Annotated in this window: 13 protein-coding genes; 5 read left to right on the forward strand and 8 right to left on the reverse strand. The window is 65.0% G+C overall.

The window, feature by feature from the left end; translation table 11 throughout:
* Window positions 1–107: 107 nt before the first annotated feature.
* From G4Q83_RS12410 to efp, 7 genes are all read right to left on the reverse strand, one after another.
* Window positions 108–818 (reverse strand): squalene/phytoene synthase family protein, encoded by a 711-nt coding sequence (locus G4Q83_RS12410; protein ID WP_128421434.1) that lies wholly within the window; start codon window positions 816–818, stop codon window positions 108–110.
* 22 nt (window positions 819–840) lie between these two features.
* The gene (locus tag G4Q83_RS12415) at window positions 841–1,551 is read right to left on the reverse strand and encodes a phosphoglycolate phosphatase (RefSeq protein ID WP_128421433.1); all 711 of its coding nucleotides are present in this window, start codon (window positions 1,549–1,551) and stop codon (window positions 841–843) included.
* Window positions 1,541–2,278, reverse strand: a complete 738-nt coding sequence (ubiG, locus tag G4Q83_RS12420) for a bifunctional 2-polyprenyl-6-hydroxyphenol methylase/3-demethylubiquinol 3-O-methyltransferase UbiG (protein WP_128421432.1) — start codon at window positions 2,276–2,278, stop codon at window positions 1,541–1,543. Before ubiG ends, G4Q83_RS12415 begins: the two co-directional genes overlap by 11 nt.
* 52 nt (window positions 2,279–2,330) lie before the next feature.
* Window positions 2,331–3,665: a TRZ/ATZ family hydrolase gene (locus G4Q83_RS12425; protein ID WP_128421431.1), complete on the reverse strand. Its 1,335-nt coding sequence runs from the start codon at window positions 3,663–3,665 to the stop codon at window positions 2,331–2,333.
* 25 nt (window positions 3,666–3,690) lie between these two features.
* Entirely contained in the window at window positions 3,691–3,858 is a 168-nt protein-coding gene (locus tag G4Q83_RS23350; protein WP_246432080.1) for a hypothetical protein, read from the reverse strand.
* A complete protein-coding gene (locus G4Q83_RS23355) occupies window positions 3,855–4,091 on the reverse strand; it encodes a TMEM175 family protein (RefSeq protein WP_246432081.1) in 237 nt (78 codons plus the stop codon). The genes G4Q83_RS23350 and G4Q83_RS23355 overlap by 4 nt, the downstream gene beginning before the upstream one ends.
* Window positions 4,092–4,270: 179 nt before the next feature.
* Entirely contained in the window at window positions 4,271–4,837 is a 567-nt protein-coding gene (gene efp / locus G4Q83_RS12435; RefSeq protein ID WP_128421430.1) for an elongation factor P, read from the reverse strand.
* A gap of 100 nt (window positions 4,838–4,937) precedes the next feature.
* On the opposite strand from efp, the gene epmB reads away from it, so the two are divergent.
* Both epmB and G4Q83_RS23360 read left to right on the forward strand, forming a co-directional pair.
* A complete protein-coding gene (gene epmB / locus G4Q83_RS12440; RefSeq protein ID WP_128421931.1) occupies window positions 4,938–5,969 on the forward strand; it encodes an EF-P beta-lysylation protein EpmB in 1,032 nt (343 codons plus the stop codon).
* A gap of 423 nt (window positions 5,970–6,392) precedes the next feature.
* Complete coding sequence (locus G4Q83_RS23360) at window positions 6,393–9,113, forward strand: Ulp1 family isopeptidase (protein WP_246432082.1); 2,721 nt, start codon at window positions 6,393–6,395, stop codon at window positions 9,111–9,113.
* Window positions 9,114–9,341: 228 nt separating this feature from the next.
* On the opposite strand, the gene G4Q83_RS12450 is transcribed toward G4Q83_RS23360, so the two are convergent.
* Window positions 9,342–10,100 carry an RNA methyltransferase gene (locus tag G4Q83_RS12450; protein WP_128421408.1) on the reverse strand — a complete coding sequence of 253 codons (759 nt, stop codon included), beginning with the start codon at window positions 10,098–10,100 and terminating at the stop codon, window positions 9,342–9,344.
* 118 nt (window positions 10,101–10,218) lie between these two features.
* Here G4Q83_RS12450 and G4Q83_RS12455 point away from each other — a divergent pair, with 118 nt between their 5' ends.
* From G4Q83_RS12455 to G4Q83_RS12465, 3 genes are all read left to right on the forward strand, one after another.
* Window positions 10,219–11,046 (forward strand): inositol monophosphatase family protein, encoded by an 828-nt coding sequence (locus tag G4Q83_RS12455; protein WP_128421407.1) that lies wholly within the window; start codon window positions 10,219–10,221, stop codon window positions 11,044–11,046.
* 269 nt (window positions 11,047–11,315) lie between these two features.
* A complete protein-coding gene (locus G4Q83_RS12460; RefSeq protein ID WP_128421406.1) occupies window positions 11,316–12,530 on the forward strand; it encodes a tyrosine-type recombinase/integrase in 1,215 nt (404 codons plus the stop codon).
* Between the two features lie 213 nt (window positions 12,531–12,743).
* Complete coding sequence (locus G4Q83_RS12465) at window positions 12,744–13,637, forward strand: hypothetical protein (protein WP_221893085.1); 894 nt, start codon at window positions 12,744–12,746, stop codon at window positions 13,635–13,637.
* Window positions 13,638–13,861: the final 224 nt, after the last annotated feature.

Raw genomic sequence — 13,861 nt, forward strand, 5'->3', positions numbered from 1 at the left:
TCGCTCCAAGCGCGTCGCCGTTCGTCGATCCCCGCAGCGCTGGCGCCATGCCGGCGCTGCGCCATCCGCGGCGGCGGCGCGTCGTCGGGCGCACGCCGCGCCGACGCTCAGCCCAGGCCGGCCCACCAGGCGCGCCACAGCGTGGCCATCGCGGTCGGCGGCTTCGGCGCAGGGATGGTGGCCTGCCGCACGATGCGTGCACGCGCCAGCGCGGACAGGATGCGCCGCGCTCGCGGCCCGCGCACGCGCCGCGGCCAGCGCTGCAGCAAGGCCTGCGCCCACTGCTGCCGCGCCTGCGCATCGTCGCCGCTGCGCAGCGACAGCGGCACCGCCGCGGCACCGACCTCGGCCAGCCGCTGTGCCAGCACCTGCGTGGCCACTGCACGGGTGGCGGCGTCGACCGGCGTGGCATCGAACAGCGCGCACTCGACCGCAGCCGCTACCTGCGCGAAGGATTCCAACTGTGCATGGGCCTGCCCCGGATCGACCGCGGACGCGCGCGCGGCGAGCAACCCCGGCAAGGCCTCGGCCAGTTGCGCCCACGGTGCGGCGACCGGCTCCAGCACCCGTCCCAGCGGATGCCGCGAGCGCTGCATGGCCCAGTTGCGCAATTCCTCGCCCCACCACGCCAGTTTGGCGTCGGCCGGCAGCGGGTCGCCGGCGATGTTGAGGATGTCGTCGAATTCCTGCAGCAGCGCGAACCAGGCCACGGTCCGCGCGCGCTGCGCCGCGGGCACGAACGTCTCGGCCACCGCCCACTCCGGCCAGCGGCGGCGCCATTTGTCGAGGAAGGCATCCAGGGCGGAGGGACTGCTCATGCGATCGCGCGATTGGGTCGGTTCAGGAGCGCAGCGGCGCGCCAGGCCAGGCGTCCGGGTCGAGCAGCTCGGCGGGTGCGGCGACCAGCGCATCGGCGCGCCAGGCCAGCGGATCGTCGCCGTCCAGGCGATAACCCCACAACACCGCCACCGACGCCATGCCGGCGGCGCGCGCGGCCAGGATGTCGCGTTCGTCGTCGCCGACGTAGACGATCTGTTCGGGACGCAGACCCAGGCGCTGCGCCGCCACCTGCAGCGGCAGCGGGTGCGGCTTGCGCTCGGGCAGCGTGTCGCCGCCGATCAGCACCGCGCAGCATCGTGCCCATTGCAACTGCGGCAGGATCAACCGCGCCAGGTATTCGGGCTTGTTGGTGACGATGCCCCAGACGCAGCCATCGTCCTGCAACCGCTGCAGCAGCGGCGCGATGCCGTCGAACGGGCGCGAATGGCGGCCGATCAGGGTTTCGTAGTGGCGCAGGAAAGCGGGAATCAGCGCCTCGCGCGCCGCCGCCGGCACTTCGGGAAAGGCGACGCCCAGCATCGCGCGCGTCCCCTTGGACACCACCGGGCGCAACTGCTCCAGGCTCAGCGCGGCCGCGCCATGTTCGGTGCGCAGCGCATTGGCCGCGGCCAGCAGGTCCGGCGCGCTGTCCAGCAGCGTGCCGTCCAGGTCGAACAGCACCGCGCGTGGGAACCCGTCGCGCAGGCGCTGCGACGATTCCCTATTCCCCATTCCCGCTTCCCGGCTTCACCGCGCAGGCAAGGTAATTCACGTCGGTGCGCGTGGACAGCCGCGCGCGGTTGCGCCACGGCTCGTAGGCCATGCCGCTGACGTCGTGCAGCTGTAGCTCGGCCTGGCGCAGCCAGGCCGCCAGCTCGGCCGGCTTGATGAAATCCTGGTAGCGGTGGGTGCCGGTGGCCAGCAGCCGCGCCACGTACTCGGCGCCGACGATGGCCAGCGCGAACGCGACCGGGGTGCGGTTGAGCGTGGACAGGAACAACTGGCCGCCGGGCTTGAGCAGGGTCGCGCAGGCGCGCACGATCGCCGCCGGATCGGGCACGTGCTCGAGCATCTCCATGCAGGTGATCGCGTCGAAGCTGCCCGGGCGCTCGGCGGCCAGGTCCTCGACCGGCTGCACGCGGTAGTCGACCTCCACGCCGGATTCGAACTGGTGCAGCCGCGCCACCTTGACCAGCTCCGGCGACAGGTCGATCGCGGTGACCTGCGCGCCCTCCTTGGCCAGCGCCTCGCTGAGCAGGCCGCCGCCGCAGCCCACGTCGAGCACGCTGGCGCCGCGCAGCGGCACGCGGTCGGCGACGTAGCGCAGGCGCACCGGGTTCAGCGCGTGCAGCGGCTTCTGCGGGCCGTCGGCGTCCCACCAGCGGGTGGCCAGCGCGCCGAACTTGTCCAGTTCGGCCTGATCGAAGTTGGCGGATGGATTGGGTGCGGAAGCGGTCATGGCGGCATCTCGGTTGGGCCGCGCGCTGGCAGCGGCGCGGCGGGAGGACGGGTCAGGCGTGCACGCTGCGGATGCGCTCGCGCCATTGCCGCGCGTTGGCGACCAGCGCGTCGGCATCCATGTCCACCAGCATGCGCTGCTCGAGCTTGCGCTGGCCGGCGATCCATACATCGCCGACCTGCTGCCGGCCGGTCGCATAGACCAGCTGCGACAGCACGTTGTGCAACGGCTGGGTCTCCAGCGCGGACAGGTCCACGCAGATCAGGTCGGCCTGCTTGCCGACCTCGATCGAGCCGATCTTCTCGCCGAAACCCAGCGCGCGCGCGCCACCCAGAGTGGCCGCGCGCAGCGTGCTGGCCGCGTCCAGCGCGGTGGCGTCGTTGGCCACCGCCTTGGCCAGGATCGCCGCGGTGCGGTTCTCGCTGAACATGTCCAGGTCGTTGTTGCTGGCGCAGCCGTCGGTGCCGATCGCCAGGTTCACCCCCGCGCGCTGCAACGCGCAGGCCGGGCAGAAGCCGGAGGCGAGCTTGAGGTTGGATTCGGGGCAATGCACCACGCTGACCCCACGCTCGGCGCACAGGTGGATCTCGGCGTCGGTGAGCTGGGTCATGTGCACCGCGATCAGGCGGTCGTTGACCAGCCCCAGCCGGTCCAGCCGCGCCAGCGGGCGCTGGCCGTGCAGCTTGATCGAATCGGCGATCTCCTGCGCGGTCTCGTGGGTGTGCAGGTGCACCGGCACGTCGAGCTGGTCGGACAGCATGCGCACGCGCTCGAAGTTGGCGTCGTTGACCGTGTACGGCGCATGCGGGGCGAAGGCGATGCTGATCAGCGGATCGTCGCGCCACTGGTCGTGCACCTCGCAGGCGCGCGCGAAGTACTCGTCGGAGGTCTTGGCCCAGGCGGTCGGGAAATCGATGATCACCGTGCCCACCCGGGCGCGGAAACCGTGCTGCTTGTACACCGCGGCCTGCACGTCGGAGAAGAAGTAGTTCTCGTTGGCGCAGGTGGTGCCGCCGCGCAGCATCTCGGCGATCGCCAGCGCGGTGCCGTCGGCGACGAACTCCGGGCCGATCACCGCGGTCTCCACCGGCCAGATGTGCTGCTGCAGCCACACCATCAGCGGCAGGTCGTCGGCGATGCCGCGCAGCAGCGTCATCGGATTGTGGGTGTGCGCGTTGACCAGACCCGGCAGCAGCGCCGCATCCGGGCGCGACACGGTGCGCGCAGCGGCGAAGCGCGCGCGCGCCTCGGCGGCCGGCAGCACCGCGACGATCTCGCTGCCGCGCACCGCCACCGCGTGGTCTTCCAGCACCAGCGCATGCGGCTCGATCGGGACCACGTAGCCGGCTTCGATCAGCAGGTCGCAGGATTCGGAGAAGGAGGTCATCGCAAATGCTCTGGAAAAGGAAGGATCAAGACGCCGCCTGGGCCTGGCCGATGCGCCGCCGGTAGACGCGCATCGCCACCCACGGCAGCACGAACAGCGCCGCGAAGCCCCGCCGCCCCAGCACCGGCACGACCAGGGGCAGCGGGATGCACAGCACGAACACGATCGGCGCGATCGCCACGCGCAGCGTCATCGTCCGCGCCTGCGCCCGTCGAACTGGCGGATGTGCCGGCACGGCTGCAGGTGCGATTTCCAGAACGGCGGCGTGACCGGGAAGCTCACCGCCAAGCCGATGAACGACGACAGCATCCGCTGCAGCGCGCGCACGATTCTGCCTGCGGCCTCGACCTGGACATGCACCGGCAGCTCGATCTGCGCTGCCAGCAAGGCGATGGCGATGGCGAAGACCGCAGCGCTGAAGAACACGATCCGGTCGCGGGTATTCGGCGTCGGCGGTATCGGCGTGGCTCATCGTCGCGAACAATTCCTGAGGCGGGGTCGGTCGGCATCGCCACGCGGCGTTGCGGCATTGCATCGGCCGGCCGGCGCACCCGGGCGCTGGCGCACGGCCGCCGCCGGGATGGCCGCGGCCGCGGCGCGTCGGCTTACTTGACGCGCGAGAAGTACTCGCCCGAGCGGGTATCGACCTTGATCACCTCGTCCTGGCCGACGAACAGCGGCACCCGCACCACCGCGCCGGTTTCCAGCGTGGCCGGCTTGCCACCGCCGCCGGAGGTGTCGCCGCGCACGCCCGGATCGGTCTCGACGATCTTCAGTTCGACGAAGTTGGGCGGGGTGACCTGGATCGGAGTACCGTTCCACAGCGTCACCACGCAGTCCTCCTCGCCCTTGATCCACTTGGCGGCGTCGCCGACGCCGGCCTTGTCGGCCTGCACCTGCTCGAAGGTCTCCTGCTGCATGAAGTGCCAGTACTCGCCGTCGGTGTACAGGTACTGCATGTTGGTGTCGACCACGTCGGCCGCTTCCACGCTGTCGGTCGCCTTCATGGTCATTTCGACCACGCGCCCGGACTTGATGAAGCGGTACTTGATGCGGGTGAAGGCCTGGCCCTTGCCCGGCTTGACGTATTCGGTATCGGTGATGATCGCGGGCTCGCTGTTGACCAGGATCTTCATCCCGTTCTTGACGTCGTTCATGCCGTAGCTGGCCATCTGAAACTCCTCGGGGAAGGCAAACCCGCCGCGTTCGGCGGCCGGCCGGATAGAATGGAAAGCCCGCCAACACCGGCGGGCGCTCGTTTTATGACCGCCTATGATAACCGCAGGCCCCCGCCCGATGCAGCCGTCCCCGTCCCCCGCCACGCCGGCGCCGCCGCGCTGGCAGCAGCTGTGGCGCGACGCCGTGCGCGACCCGCGCGCGTTGCTGGCGCTGCTCGGGCTGGACCCGCAGGCGCTCGGCGTCTCCGAACAGGCTGCGACGCAGTTCGCACTGCGCGTGCCGCACGGCTTCGTGGCGCGCATGCGCCATGGCGACCCGCACGACCCGCTGCTGCGCCAGGTGCTGCCGATCGACGCCGAACTGCACCGGGTGCCGGGCTTCGCGCTGGACGCGGTCGGCGACGCCGCGGCCAAGAAGGCCGACGGGGTGATCCAGAAATACCGCGGCCGCGCGCTGCTGGTCGCCACCGGCAGCTGCGCGGTGCACTGCCGCTACTGCTTCCGCCGCCACTTCCCGTATGCCGAGGAAACCGCGGCGCGCGACGGCTGGCGCGCGCCGCTGGCGGCGATCGCCGCCGATCCCAGCATCGACGAAGTGATCCTGTCCGGCGGCGACCCACTGTCGCTGGCCACGCCCAAGCTGGCCGAGCTGACCGATGCGCTGGCGGCGATGCCGCAGCTCAAGCGCCTGCGCATCCACAGCCGGCTGCCGGTGGTGCTGCCCGAGCGCGTCGACGCGCCGCTGCTGGCCTGGCTGCGCGGCCTGCCGTGGCCACTGGCGTTCGTGATCCATGCCAACCACGCCAACGAATTCGACCCCAGCGTCGATGCCGCGCTAGCGCAGCTGCGCGACGCCGGCGCGCAGCTGCTGAACCAGGCGGTGCTGCTGCGCGGGGTCAACGACAGCGTCGAGGCGCTGACCGCGCTGAGCGAGCGCAGCTTCGCCGCCGGCGTGCTGCCGTACTACCTGCACCAGTTGGACCGGGTCGAGGGCGTGGCCCATTTCGAAGTGGACGACGCGACCGCGCGCGCGCTGCACCGGGCCCTGGCCGCGCGGCTGTCCGGGTATCTGCTGCCGACGCTGGTGCGCGAGATCCCCGGCGACACCGGCAAGCGCGCGCTGTAGCCGCAGTCGGCCCGGGCAGGCGCCGCAGTGCAATGCAGCAGCGGCTTCGGCCGCGGCCGGCGAACCGGCGATCTGATGCCACTGGCGCGTCTGCAGGACCAAGGGACCGTGCCGGCATGAGCGGCAAGGCCGGTCGATGGACCGCACCCCACGCTTGAAACCACTCTCATTGGGTCCCCCGCAGCGCCGCTGGCTCCATCCAGCGATCGCGTGCCCCGGTTTGATCAGATCAAATGGGCAAAATCCGGGTTGTTCGAGCCCCCCCCCACACACATTAACCGCATGACCTGAGCAAAAAATGGTGGGCATGACATATTGCGCATAGCTTCGTTTTCCATAATACATTTTCACCATCAAAAATTACAACCGCGCAAAGATCCATATACTTGGCACCCCCAATCATAAACATACAGCATAGCGAGCATGGATAAAATTTTCGAATTCAATTACAGTCAATACTATAACATGACGAATGAGGGGAGCAATGAACATCACTCCCCACGCCGGGCAGAACACGGGAGTGCCGATACTTATTCCATGCATCCGCTGCTTGAACACCTCCCGTCAATGAATGCCGCACAAGGGCGTTTCAATACATCGGTTAATCGGATGCGCGCTCCTGCACCGACATCGAAATCCAATTATGATTACTCGGAATTATTCGGCATACTTGAGCGCTATGGCGATGGCGAAGAATATTCAAATCTAAAACTGACATTTCCACGCATCCAATCACACCTTTCATTTTTTGGCCTTTCCAGCAGAATGACCGCCACTACCATGCTGAGAAATTTAAACCCCAGCCAGATCGATTTAATTACATATCAAATAGAAAGACGAATCAAAAACCTCCTGACCAACGAAAAAGATCAAGAAGCAGCAATGAATAGTCTAAAAATTAGACTTGATAATGCCAAAGCACAAGCAGCTGCCGCTGAGGCAGATGAAGCAGCAGTTGCTACTGCTGAGGCAGCTGAGTTAGCAGCTGCTGCAGAGAATAGGCCCCACTCAGACAGAAGCCTGATCGAAACAATCATGCAACTGATCCCGCAATATGCAGCAGGAGAAGTGAATTCAATCGACAGGCAAGCCGATTTCAAATTTTTCCACTACCTGAACAGGGCAGGTGGATATACCAAAAGAGGGCGTAAACTATTTGAATCCTCCACTGCCGGAGAGATGCAAATAGTAGAGACGGCAATTAAAGAACGCAGACTAGCCATCTCCTCCGCCTCCCCCGCCACCCCTATCCTCAACTCAATGTCAAAAAAAGGAGTTATTACAATTCTTCACCAAAACCCACACTTGCTGTTGGATATATCAAGCAAACTCAAAAACAAAACGCTCAGCATCGAAGATGCAACCGATAGCCTGCTATCCCAAAGAATGCTTGAAAGATTAGTCGACGAAGAAAATGGCGAACTTACCGCTCTTGGCGAAGAAGTTATTTCGAGAGCCGACGCATCCATGCAGGCGGCAATCCGTTCCAATTTTAGACTTCGCTATCAGCAATCGGCCCCACCCGCCAACATCCCCCCTCCCCCTCGGTTTATCCAGCAGGAAGAAAATTTGCCGGCCCCGTCATTCTTCTCGGGTATGGGCTACCAAGGCCACGAAATGGAAACAGTAGAGATGGCAATTAAAGAACGCAAACTAGCCACCTCCTTCGCCTCCCCTTCCACCCCTATCCTCAACTCAATGTTGAAGAAAGGAGCTCTTATAACTCTTCACCAAAGCCCACACTTGCTGTTGGATATGTCAAGCAAACTCAAAAACAAAACGCTCAGCATCGAAGATGCAACCGATAGTCTGCTATCCCAAAGAATGCTTGAAAAATTAGTCGACGAAGGAAATGGCGAACTTACCGCTCTTGGCGAAGAAGTTATTTCGAGAGCCGACGCATCCATGCAGGAGGCAATCCGTTTCAATTTTAGACTTCGTTATCGGCAATCGGCCCCACCCGCCAACACCCCCCCTCCCCCTCGGTTTATCCAGCAGGAAGAAAATTTGCCGGCCCCGTCATTCTTCTCGGGGGTCAGCGCGCAATGGAGAGGCATGGGCTACCAAGGCTACGAAAGGGAGCCCTCCACACCGCTATATCCCCCTCAAAGTCCGGCTTCGACCTTCGGCGGACTCTCTTCCCTGAACCAGGGTACCTATTACCGTGGCGAATTCCAACTCGATACCCCCCAGGAAGTCGAGCAGCCGTGGCGCCCCTATAGCGATTACGAAAGGGAGCCTTCCACACCGCTATATCCCCCTCAAAGTCCGGCTTCGACCTTCGGCGGACTCTCTTCCCTGAACCAGGGTACCTATTACCGTGGCGAATTCCAACTCGATACCCCCCAGGAAGTCGAGCAGCCGTGGCGCCCCTATAGCGATTATGCCACGCAGGCACCTGTGGAGCAGTCGCTCACGCCTGCCATGAGCCCAGGCAGGATTGATGTGGACAATATGCCCACGCCCCAGTCCACTGAAGGCGCCGGACTTCAGGGACTGACGGCCACTTCCTGGCTGGGGGACGAACATATGCTCGCCTACACCCAACTCCTCGCCCACCGATTGGAAGGACAGCCCAATGCCGAGCTACTCAACTTTGCCGACCCTGTGATAATCGCAATGCTGATGTTCGGGGACAGAACACAGGAGAAAACTGCGCTGCGCCGTCTCGCTGGACGCGATACCCCGCCCATCGTGTTCCTGCCGATCAATAATCCAGAATCCCATTGGTCGCTGCTCGTCATCGACCGGCGTACCGACGATGCCTTCCACTACGATTCCTCGATAAATCCCGAGCAAGCCGAAGACGCTACCAATACAGCTCAGTACAAATTGGCCAAGAAGGCGGCCCGGGCCATGGGCATCGATACCTACGTCATGGGAACGCCCATCGCGCAACAACAGGACGGTTATTCCTGCGGCGACCACGTGCTGACTGGAATCGAAGTGTTGGCTCACAGGGTGATCGACGGCACGTTTGCAGACGCGGGCGGCAGGGATCTGAGCGATATCAAGCCAGACCGTGGACTCATCGCCGACCTGCTTACCCACGCAGAGCAATTGCCTGCGGAAAGCAGCGCCAGGAAAGCCTCCGAGCCGCCGATCGAACAAAAGAAGAAGAAAGGGAAGTGGCGGAACCTGTAGCTCAGGTTTCCCCAAAATTTTTCCCAACGGATCAATCGCTTGCTGCATGAGCGCGTGGAAGAAGGCACGCGCATGGCGCAATCCTCCCCGTTCCCAGAAGTCATCGGTCACGACCCACGATTCGACGCGCTTGGCCATGGTCCCGATCCGCCGCCGCGTTCTCTGCGGCTCGGATCAGAAGTTTAATAATTTACGGATAAGTTCTTAACCTTATTTCGAGACCTCACACTAGCGGCACGCCTGCCCGGCCAGCCGCGCCATGCGCTGCGCATCGGACAGGATGCCGCGCAACAGCCGCACTTCCTGTTCGCTCAGCGCATTGCGCAGGAACAGCCGGCGCAGCTTGCGCATCGCCGAATCGGGCGCGCGGCCCTTGTGGAAATCGATGTCGTCCAGGGTGTCGGCCAATTGCCCGAACAGGCCTTCCAGCTGCGCGTGGCTGGCCGCCGCCTCGCGCAAGCCCGGTTCCGGCGCCGCGGCCGGCCTGGCGCCGCGCAGCTGCGCCAGGCGCAGTTCGTACGCCAGCACCTGCACCGCCGCGGCCAGGTTGAGCGAACCGAATGCCGGATCGGACGGAATGTGCACCGCCGCGTGGCACAGTTGCAGTTCCTCGTTGGTCAGGCCGGTGCGCTCGCGCCCGAACACCAGCGCCACCTCGGCCGGCTCTGCGGCGGCGGCGGCCAGGCGCCGCGCGCCGTCGGCCGGCAGCAGCTCCTCCAGCGACACCCGCCGGCTGCGCGCGGTGCAGCCGAGCACCAGCCGGCAGTCGGCCACCGCCGCGGCCAGCGTGGCCAGCAGCGGCGCCTGCTGCAGCAGGTCCTCGGCGCCGGCCGAACGCCGGTAGGCGTCCTCGTCCAGCGCGCGCTCCGGCGCCACCAGCACCAGCCGCGCCAGGCCCATGGTCTTCATCGCCCGCGCCGCGGCGCCGATGTTGCCGGGATGCTGGGTACCGACCAGGACGAAGCGGATGCGGGCGGAAACGGTCATGGCGAAGAGTAGAGGCGGAGCGAACGGGGCGTAGATGGTAAACTGTGCGGCCGGCCTTCGCGCCGGACTGCTCTTTTCCTCCGCCAGATCCTTCTCCGCCCTGCCGGGAGCCGTTGCCATGCAAAAACCCGCCGTCACCGTCATGGTCAAGGCCGCCCGCCTCGCCGGCAATGTGCTTTTGCGCCATATCAACCGGCTGGAAGCGCTGAACGTGGTGCAGAAGGACCGCATGGACTACGCCAGCGACGTCGATGCCGACGCGGAGAAGGTGATCGTCAAGGAACTGCGCCGCGCCTATCCCGACTACGGGGTGATGGGCGAGGAGAGCGGCGTGCAGGGCGGCGGCCGCTACATGTGGGTGATCGACCCGCTCGACGGCACCAGCAACTACCTGCGCGGCTTCCCGCACTACTGCGTGTCGATCGCCCTGGTCGAGAACGGCGAGCCGATCGACGCGGTGATCTTCGATCCGCTGCGCAACGAGCTGTTCACCGCCAGCCGCGGCAACGGCGCGGTGCTCAACGACCGCCGCATCCGGGTCGGCGAGCGCAAGGAACTGAACGGGGCGATGATCAATACCGGCTTCGCCCCGCGCGAACGCAAGCGCACCAGCGCCCAGCTCAAGTGCGTGGACGCGCTGATGGTGCAGGCCGAGGACATCCGCCGCACCGGCTCGGCCGCGCTGGACCTGGCCTACGTGGCCTGCGGCCGCACCGATGCCTACTTCGAGGCCGGCGTGAAGGCCTGGGACATCGCCGCCGGCATGCTGCTGGTGCGCGAGGCCGGCGGCCGCATCACCGACTTCAAGGGCGCCACCCCGGGCCGCATCGACGACCGCGGCGCCCCGCAGTTCCAGATCGTGGCCGGCAACATCAAGGTCAGCGATGCGCTGCAGAAGCTGATCGTCAACACCGGGTATGCGGCGGAGTTCGACGCCAAGTTCTGATGGGGCCGGGATTGGGGAGTCGGGATTGGGGATTCGCAAAAGCGGGTTCCCGGTTCTGCAACGAAAAAGCCGCGCATCTGCGCGGCTTTTTCGTTTCACGATGACTCCAGCATCGCACTTCGCTGGACTACGCCACCACCCGATATGTCAGTTTTATCAAAGGGTTAGGCGAGTTCAACCTATGTCGGTGCTTTCCGAAACTTGACCCGGCTTTCCCGCTGATGGCTCCCATCAGACCCTTGGGAATCGGGTCTTTCCGAGGAGTCATCATGGCAAAGATCAAACTCACCAAGTCCGCCGTCGATGCGGCGCAACCTCAAGCGCAGGCCGTCGAACTGCGGGATACGCTGGTGCCCGGCTTCCTGTGCAAGATTACCCCGGCGGGTCGCAAGGTGTTCATGCTCCAGTACCGCACGAACGCGGGCGAGCGGCGCAAGCCGGCCTTGGGCCAGTACGGGGAACTGACTGTCGAACAGGCCCGCTCGCTGGCGCAGGAATGGCTGGCGCAAGTACGTCGCGGCGGCGACCCCGGCGCAGCCAAGTCCGAGGCACGCAAAGCCCCCACGGTCGAAGAACTGTGCAAGAAGTTCATGGCCGACTATTCCAGCAAGCGCAACAAGCCCAGTACGCAGGAAGGCTATCAGGGTGTGATCGACCGCTGCATTATCCCGCTGCTTGGGCGCAAGAAGGTACAGGACGTAAAGCGCCCCGATGTGGTGGGCGTGATGGAAAAACTCGCGTACAAGCCGACCGAAGCCAACAAGGTGTTCAGCATCTTGCGGAAGATGTTCAACTTGGCCGAGGTGTGGGGCTTTCGGCCCGACGGCAGTAATCCCTGCCGGCATGTGCCGACCTATCCGGCAGGTAAATCCACTCACCTCATCAGCGACGAGGACATGGGCAAGCTGTTCCGACAGCTCGACAAGATCGAAGCCGAGGGGTTGGAGAACTACGTCATCCCGCTGGCGATTCGGCTCCAGTTCGAGTTCGCGGGCCGTCGTTCGGAAATCATCACGCTCGAATGGAAATGGGTCGATCTGGAGAACCGGCGCGTGGTGTGGCCGGACAGCAAGACCGGCGGCATGTCCAAGCCCATGAGCGAGGAAGCCTACCGGCTGCTCTCAACCGCGCCACGGCAGAAGGACAGCCCCTACGTGCTGCCGTCCCCGCGCCGTCCGAAACGGCATCTGACCGAGGGCGAGTATTACGGCGGCTGGTGCCGGGTACTCAAAGCCGCAGGCGCGGCACACGTCGGCACGCACGGCATCCGCCATCGCTCGGCGACCGACATTGCGAACTCGGGCATTCCGGTCAAAGTCGGCATAGCACTGACCGCACACAAGACCGTGGCGATGTTCATGCGCTACGTCCACACCGAAGACAAGCCGGTACGGGAAGCTGCGGAAGTCGTGGCGAACCGGCGTAAGGCGGTGGTCTTGGGGAAGCGGCCAGCCGGTCAGGAAAGCGCCGCAGCGGCGGCGTGACATTTCCGACCCTGGAAATGAAATCCCCGGCTCTAGGCCGGGGTGAAATCAGGTCTTACATGATGGGTCTTAGGCTTGCGCCCATTGGAAGCCATCACCAACCTTGTCGCTATTCTACTGCACATCCGCCCGTCAGCGTCAACCCCGACCGCTGGCGGGCCGGGACACCGAAGGTTCCCCAACTGTATGCCCCAGACTTTGCACTATCGGCCCGTGCTGATCGACTCGCTCATCAGCAACGAGCGCATCAACAGCTACCAGAGCGTCTTCCACCCGGCCAACGACGTGGAACTGATGGGCGTGTACCTCTGGAACGCGCACGTCTGCGGCGCGTTGTATCCGCTGATCGGCATGGCGGAAATCACCTTGCGCAACGCCATCGACCAAGCCCTGACGGCTGATCTTGGCACCTTCTGGTGGTCGGGCGCGCGGCTGCGCCACCGCTCCCATACGGCAGGTGTCGTGCCGCCCCATGCGGTGCAGGCTGTGCATGACAACTTCATCAAGGCCACGCGCAAATACATTGCCGAAGTGCGCAGCCGCCATCGCGTGCGCGGGCACATCACGCCGAGTCATGCCGGCGTGCTGGCGAAGACGGAGTTTTCGACCTGGGAGTTCCTGCTGGATGCCGAATTCATGGGGCGCGGGTTGATCTGGCCCAAACACCTATCGGCGGTATTCCGGGGGCCTTGGCCGGCGCATCAGGCCAGCGTCGTGCTGGCCCATGCCCGTGATCTGGTCGCCACGCTACGCGACTTCCGCAACCGGCTGTTCCACTACGAACCGGCGTGGAAACGGTACGGCGTGCAGACCGAAGCGGATGCCTTGCAGCACTTGCAGGAAAAGGTCAGCAAAGTGGAAACCCTGCTGGCGCTGATCCACCCGGAAAACCTGCGGCTGTTGCAGGTCAACGGCCTGTTGCGGGACGCATACCGCGCCTGCACGGCGGACGAAATTCGGCGCTTTCAACATCTGGCACAAACGCATCGCGTTGGCTCGCTGGACGTGCTGGCCGGACTGGTGGCGCGTGGCACGGCGGAGAACCGCGCCTTGACGGCGGAACTGCATCAGGAGCCGCCGCAACGTTTTCTGATCTTGCCGCCATGAGCGTACCAATCGGTTGCACGGCGGGCGGCCATCGGCGTGGCATTGCGCCTGCATTTGGACTGCACGGGTTCCGCCATGTTTTGCGCACGAACTCGTGCGCAAAACATGGCGGTTGGATGGGAAGCGTACCGCTCATCTCGCGGGCATGGCCGCAGCCTTCCCCATGTCCAGCGCAAGGCGGCGGCAGCGCCGCTGCCGCTCACCGTTGCGTGCCGGCAGGCATG

The sequence above is a fragment of the Xanthomonas theicola genome, from assembly GCF_014236795.1.
GTDB lineage: Bacteria > Pseudomonadota > Gammaproteobacteria > Xanthomonadales > Xanthomonadaceae > Xanthomonas_A > Xanthomonas_A theicola.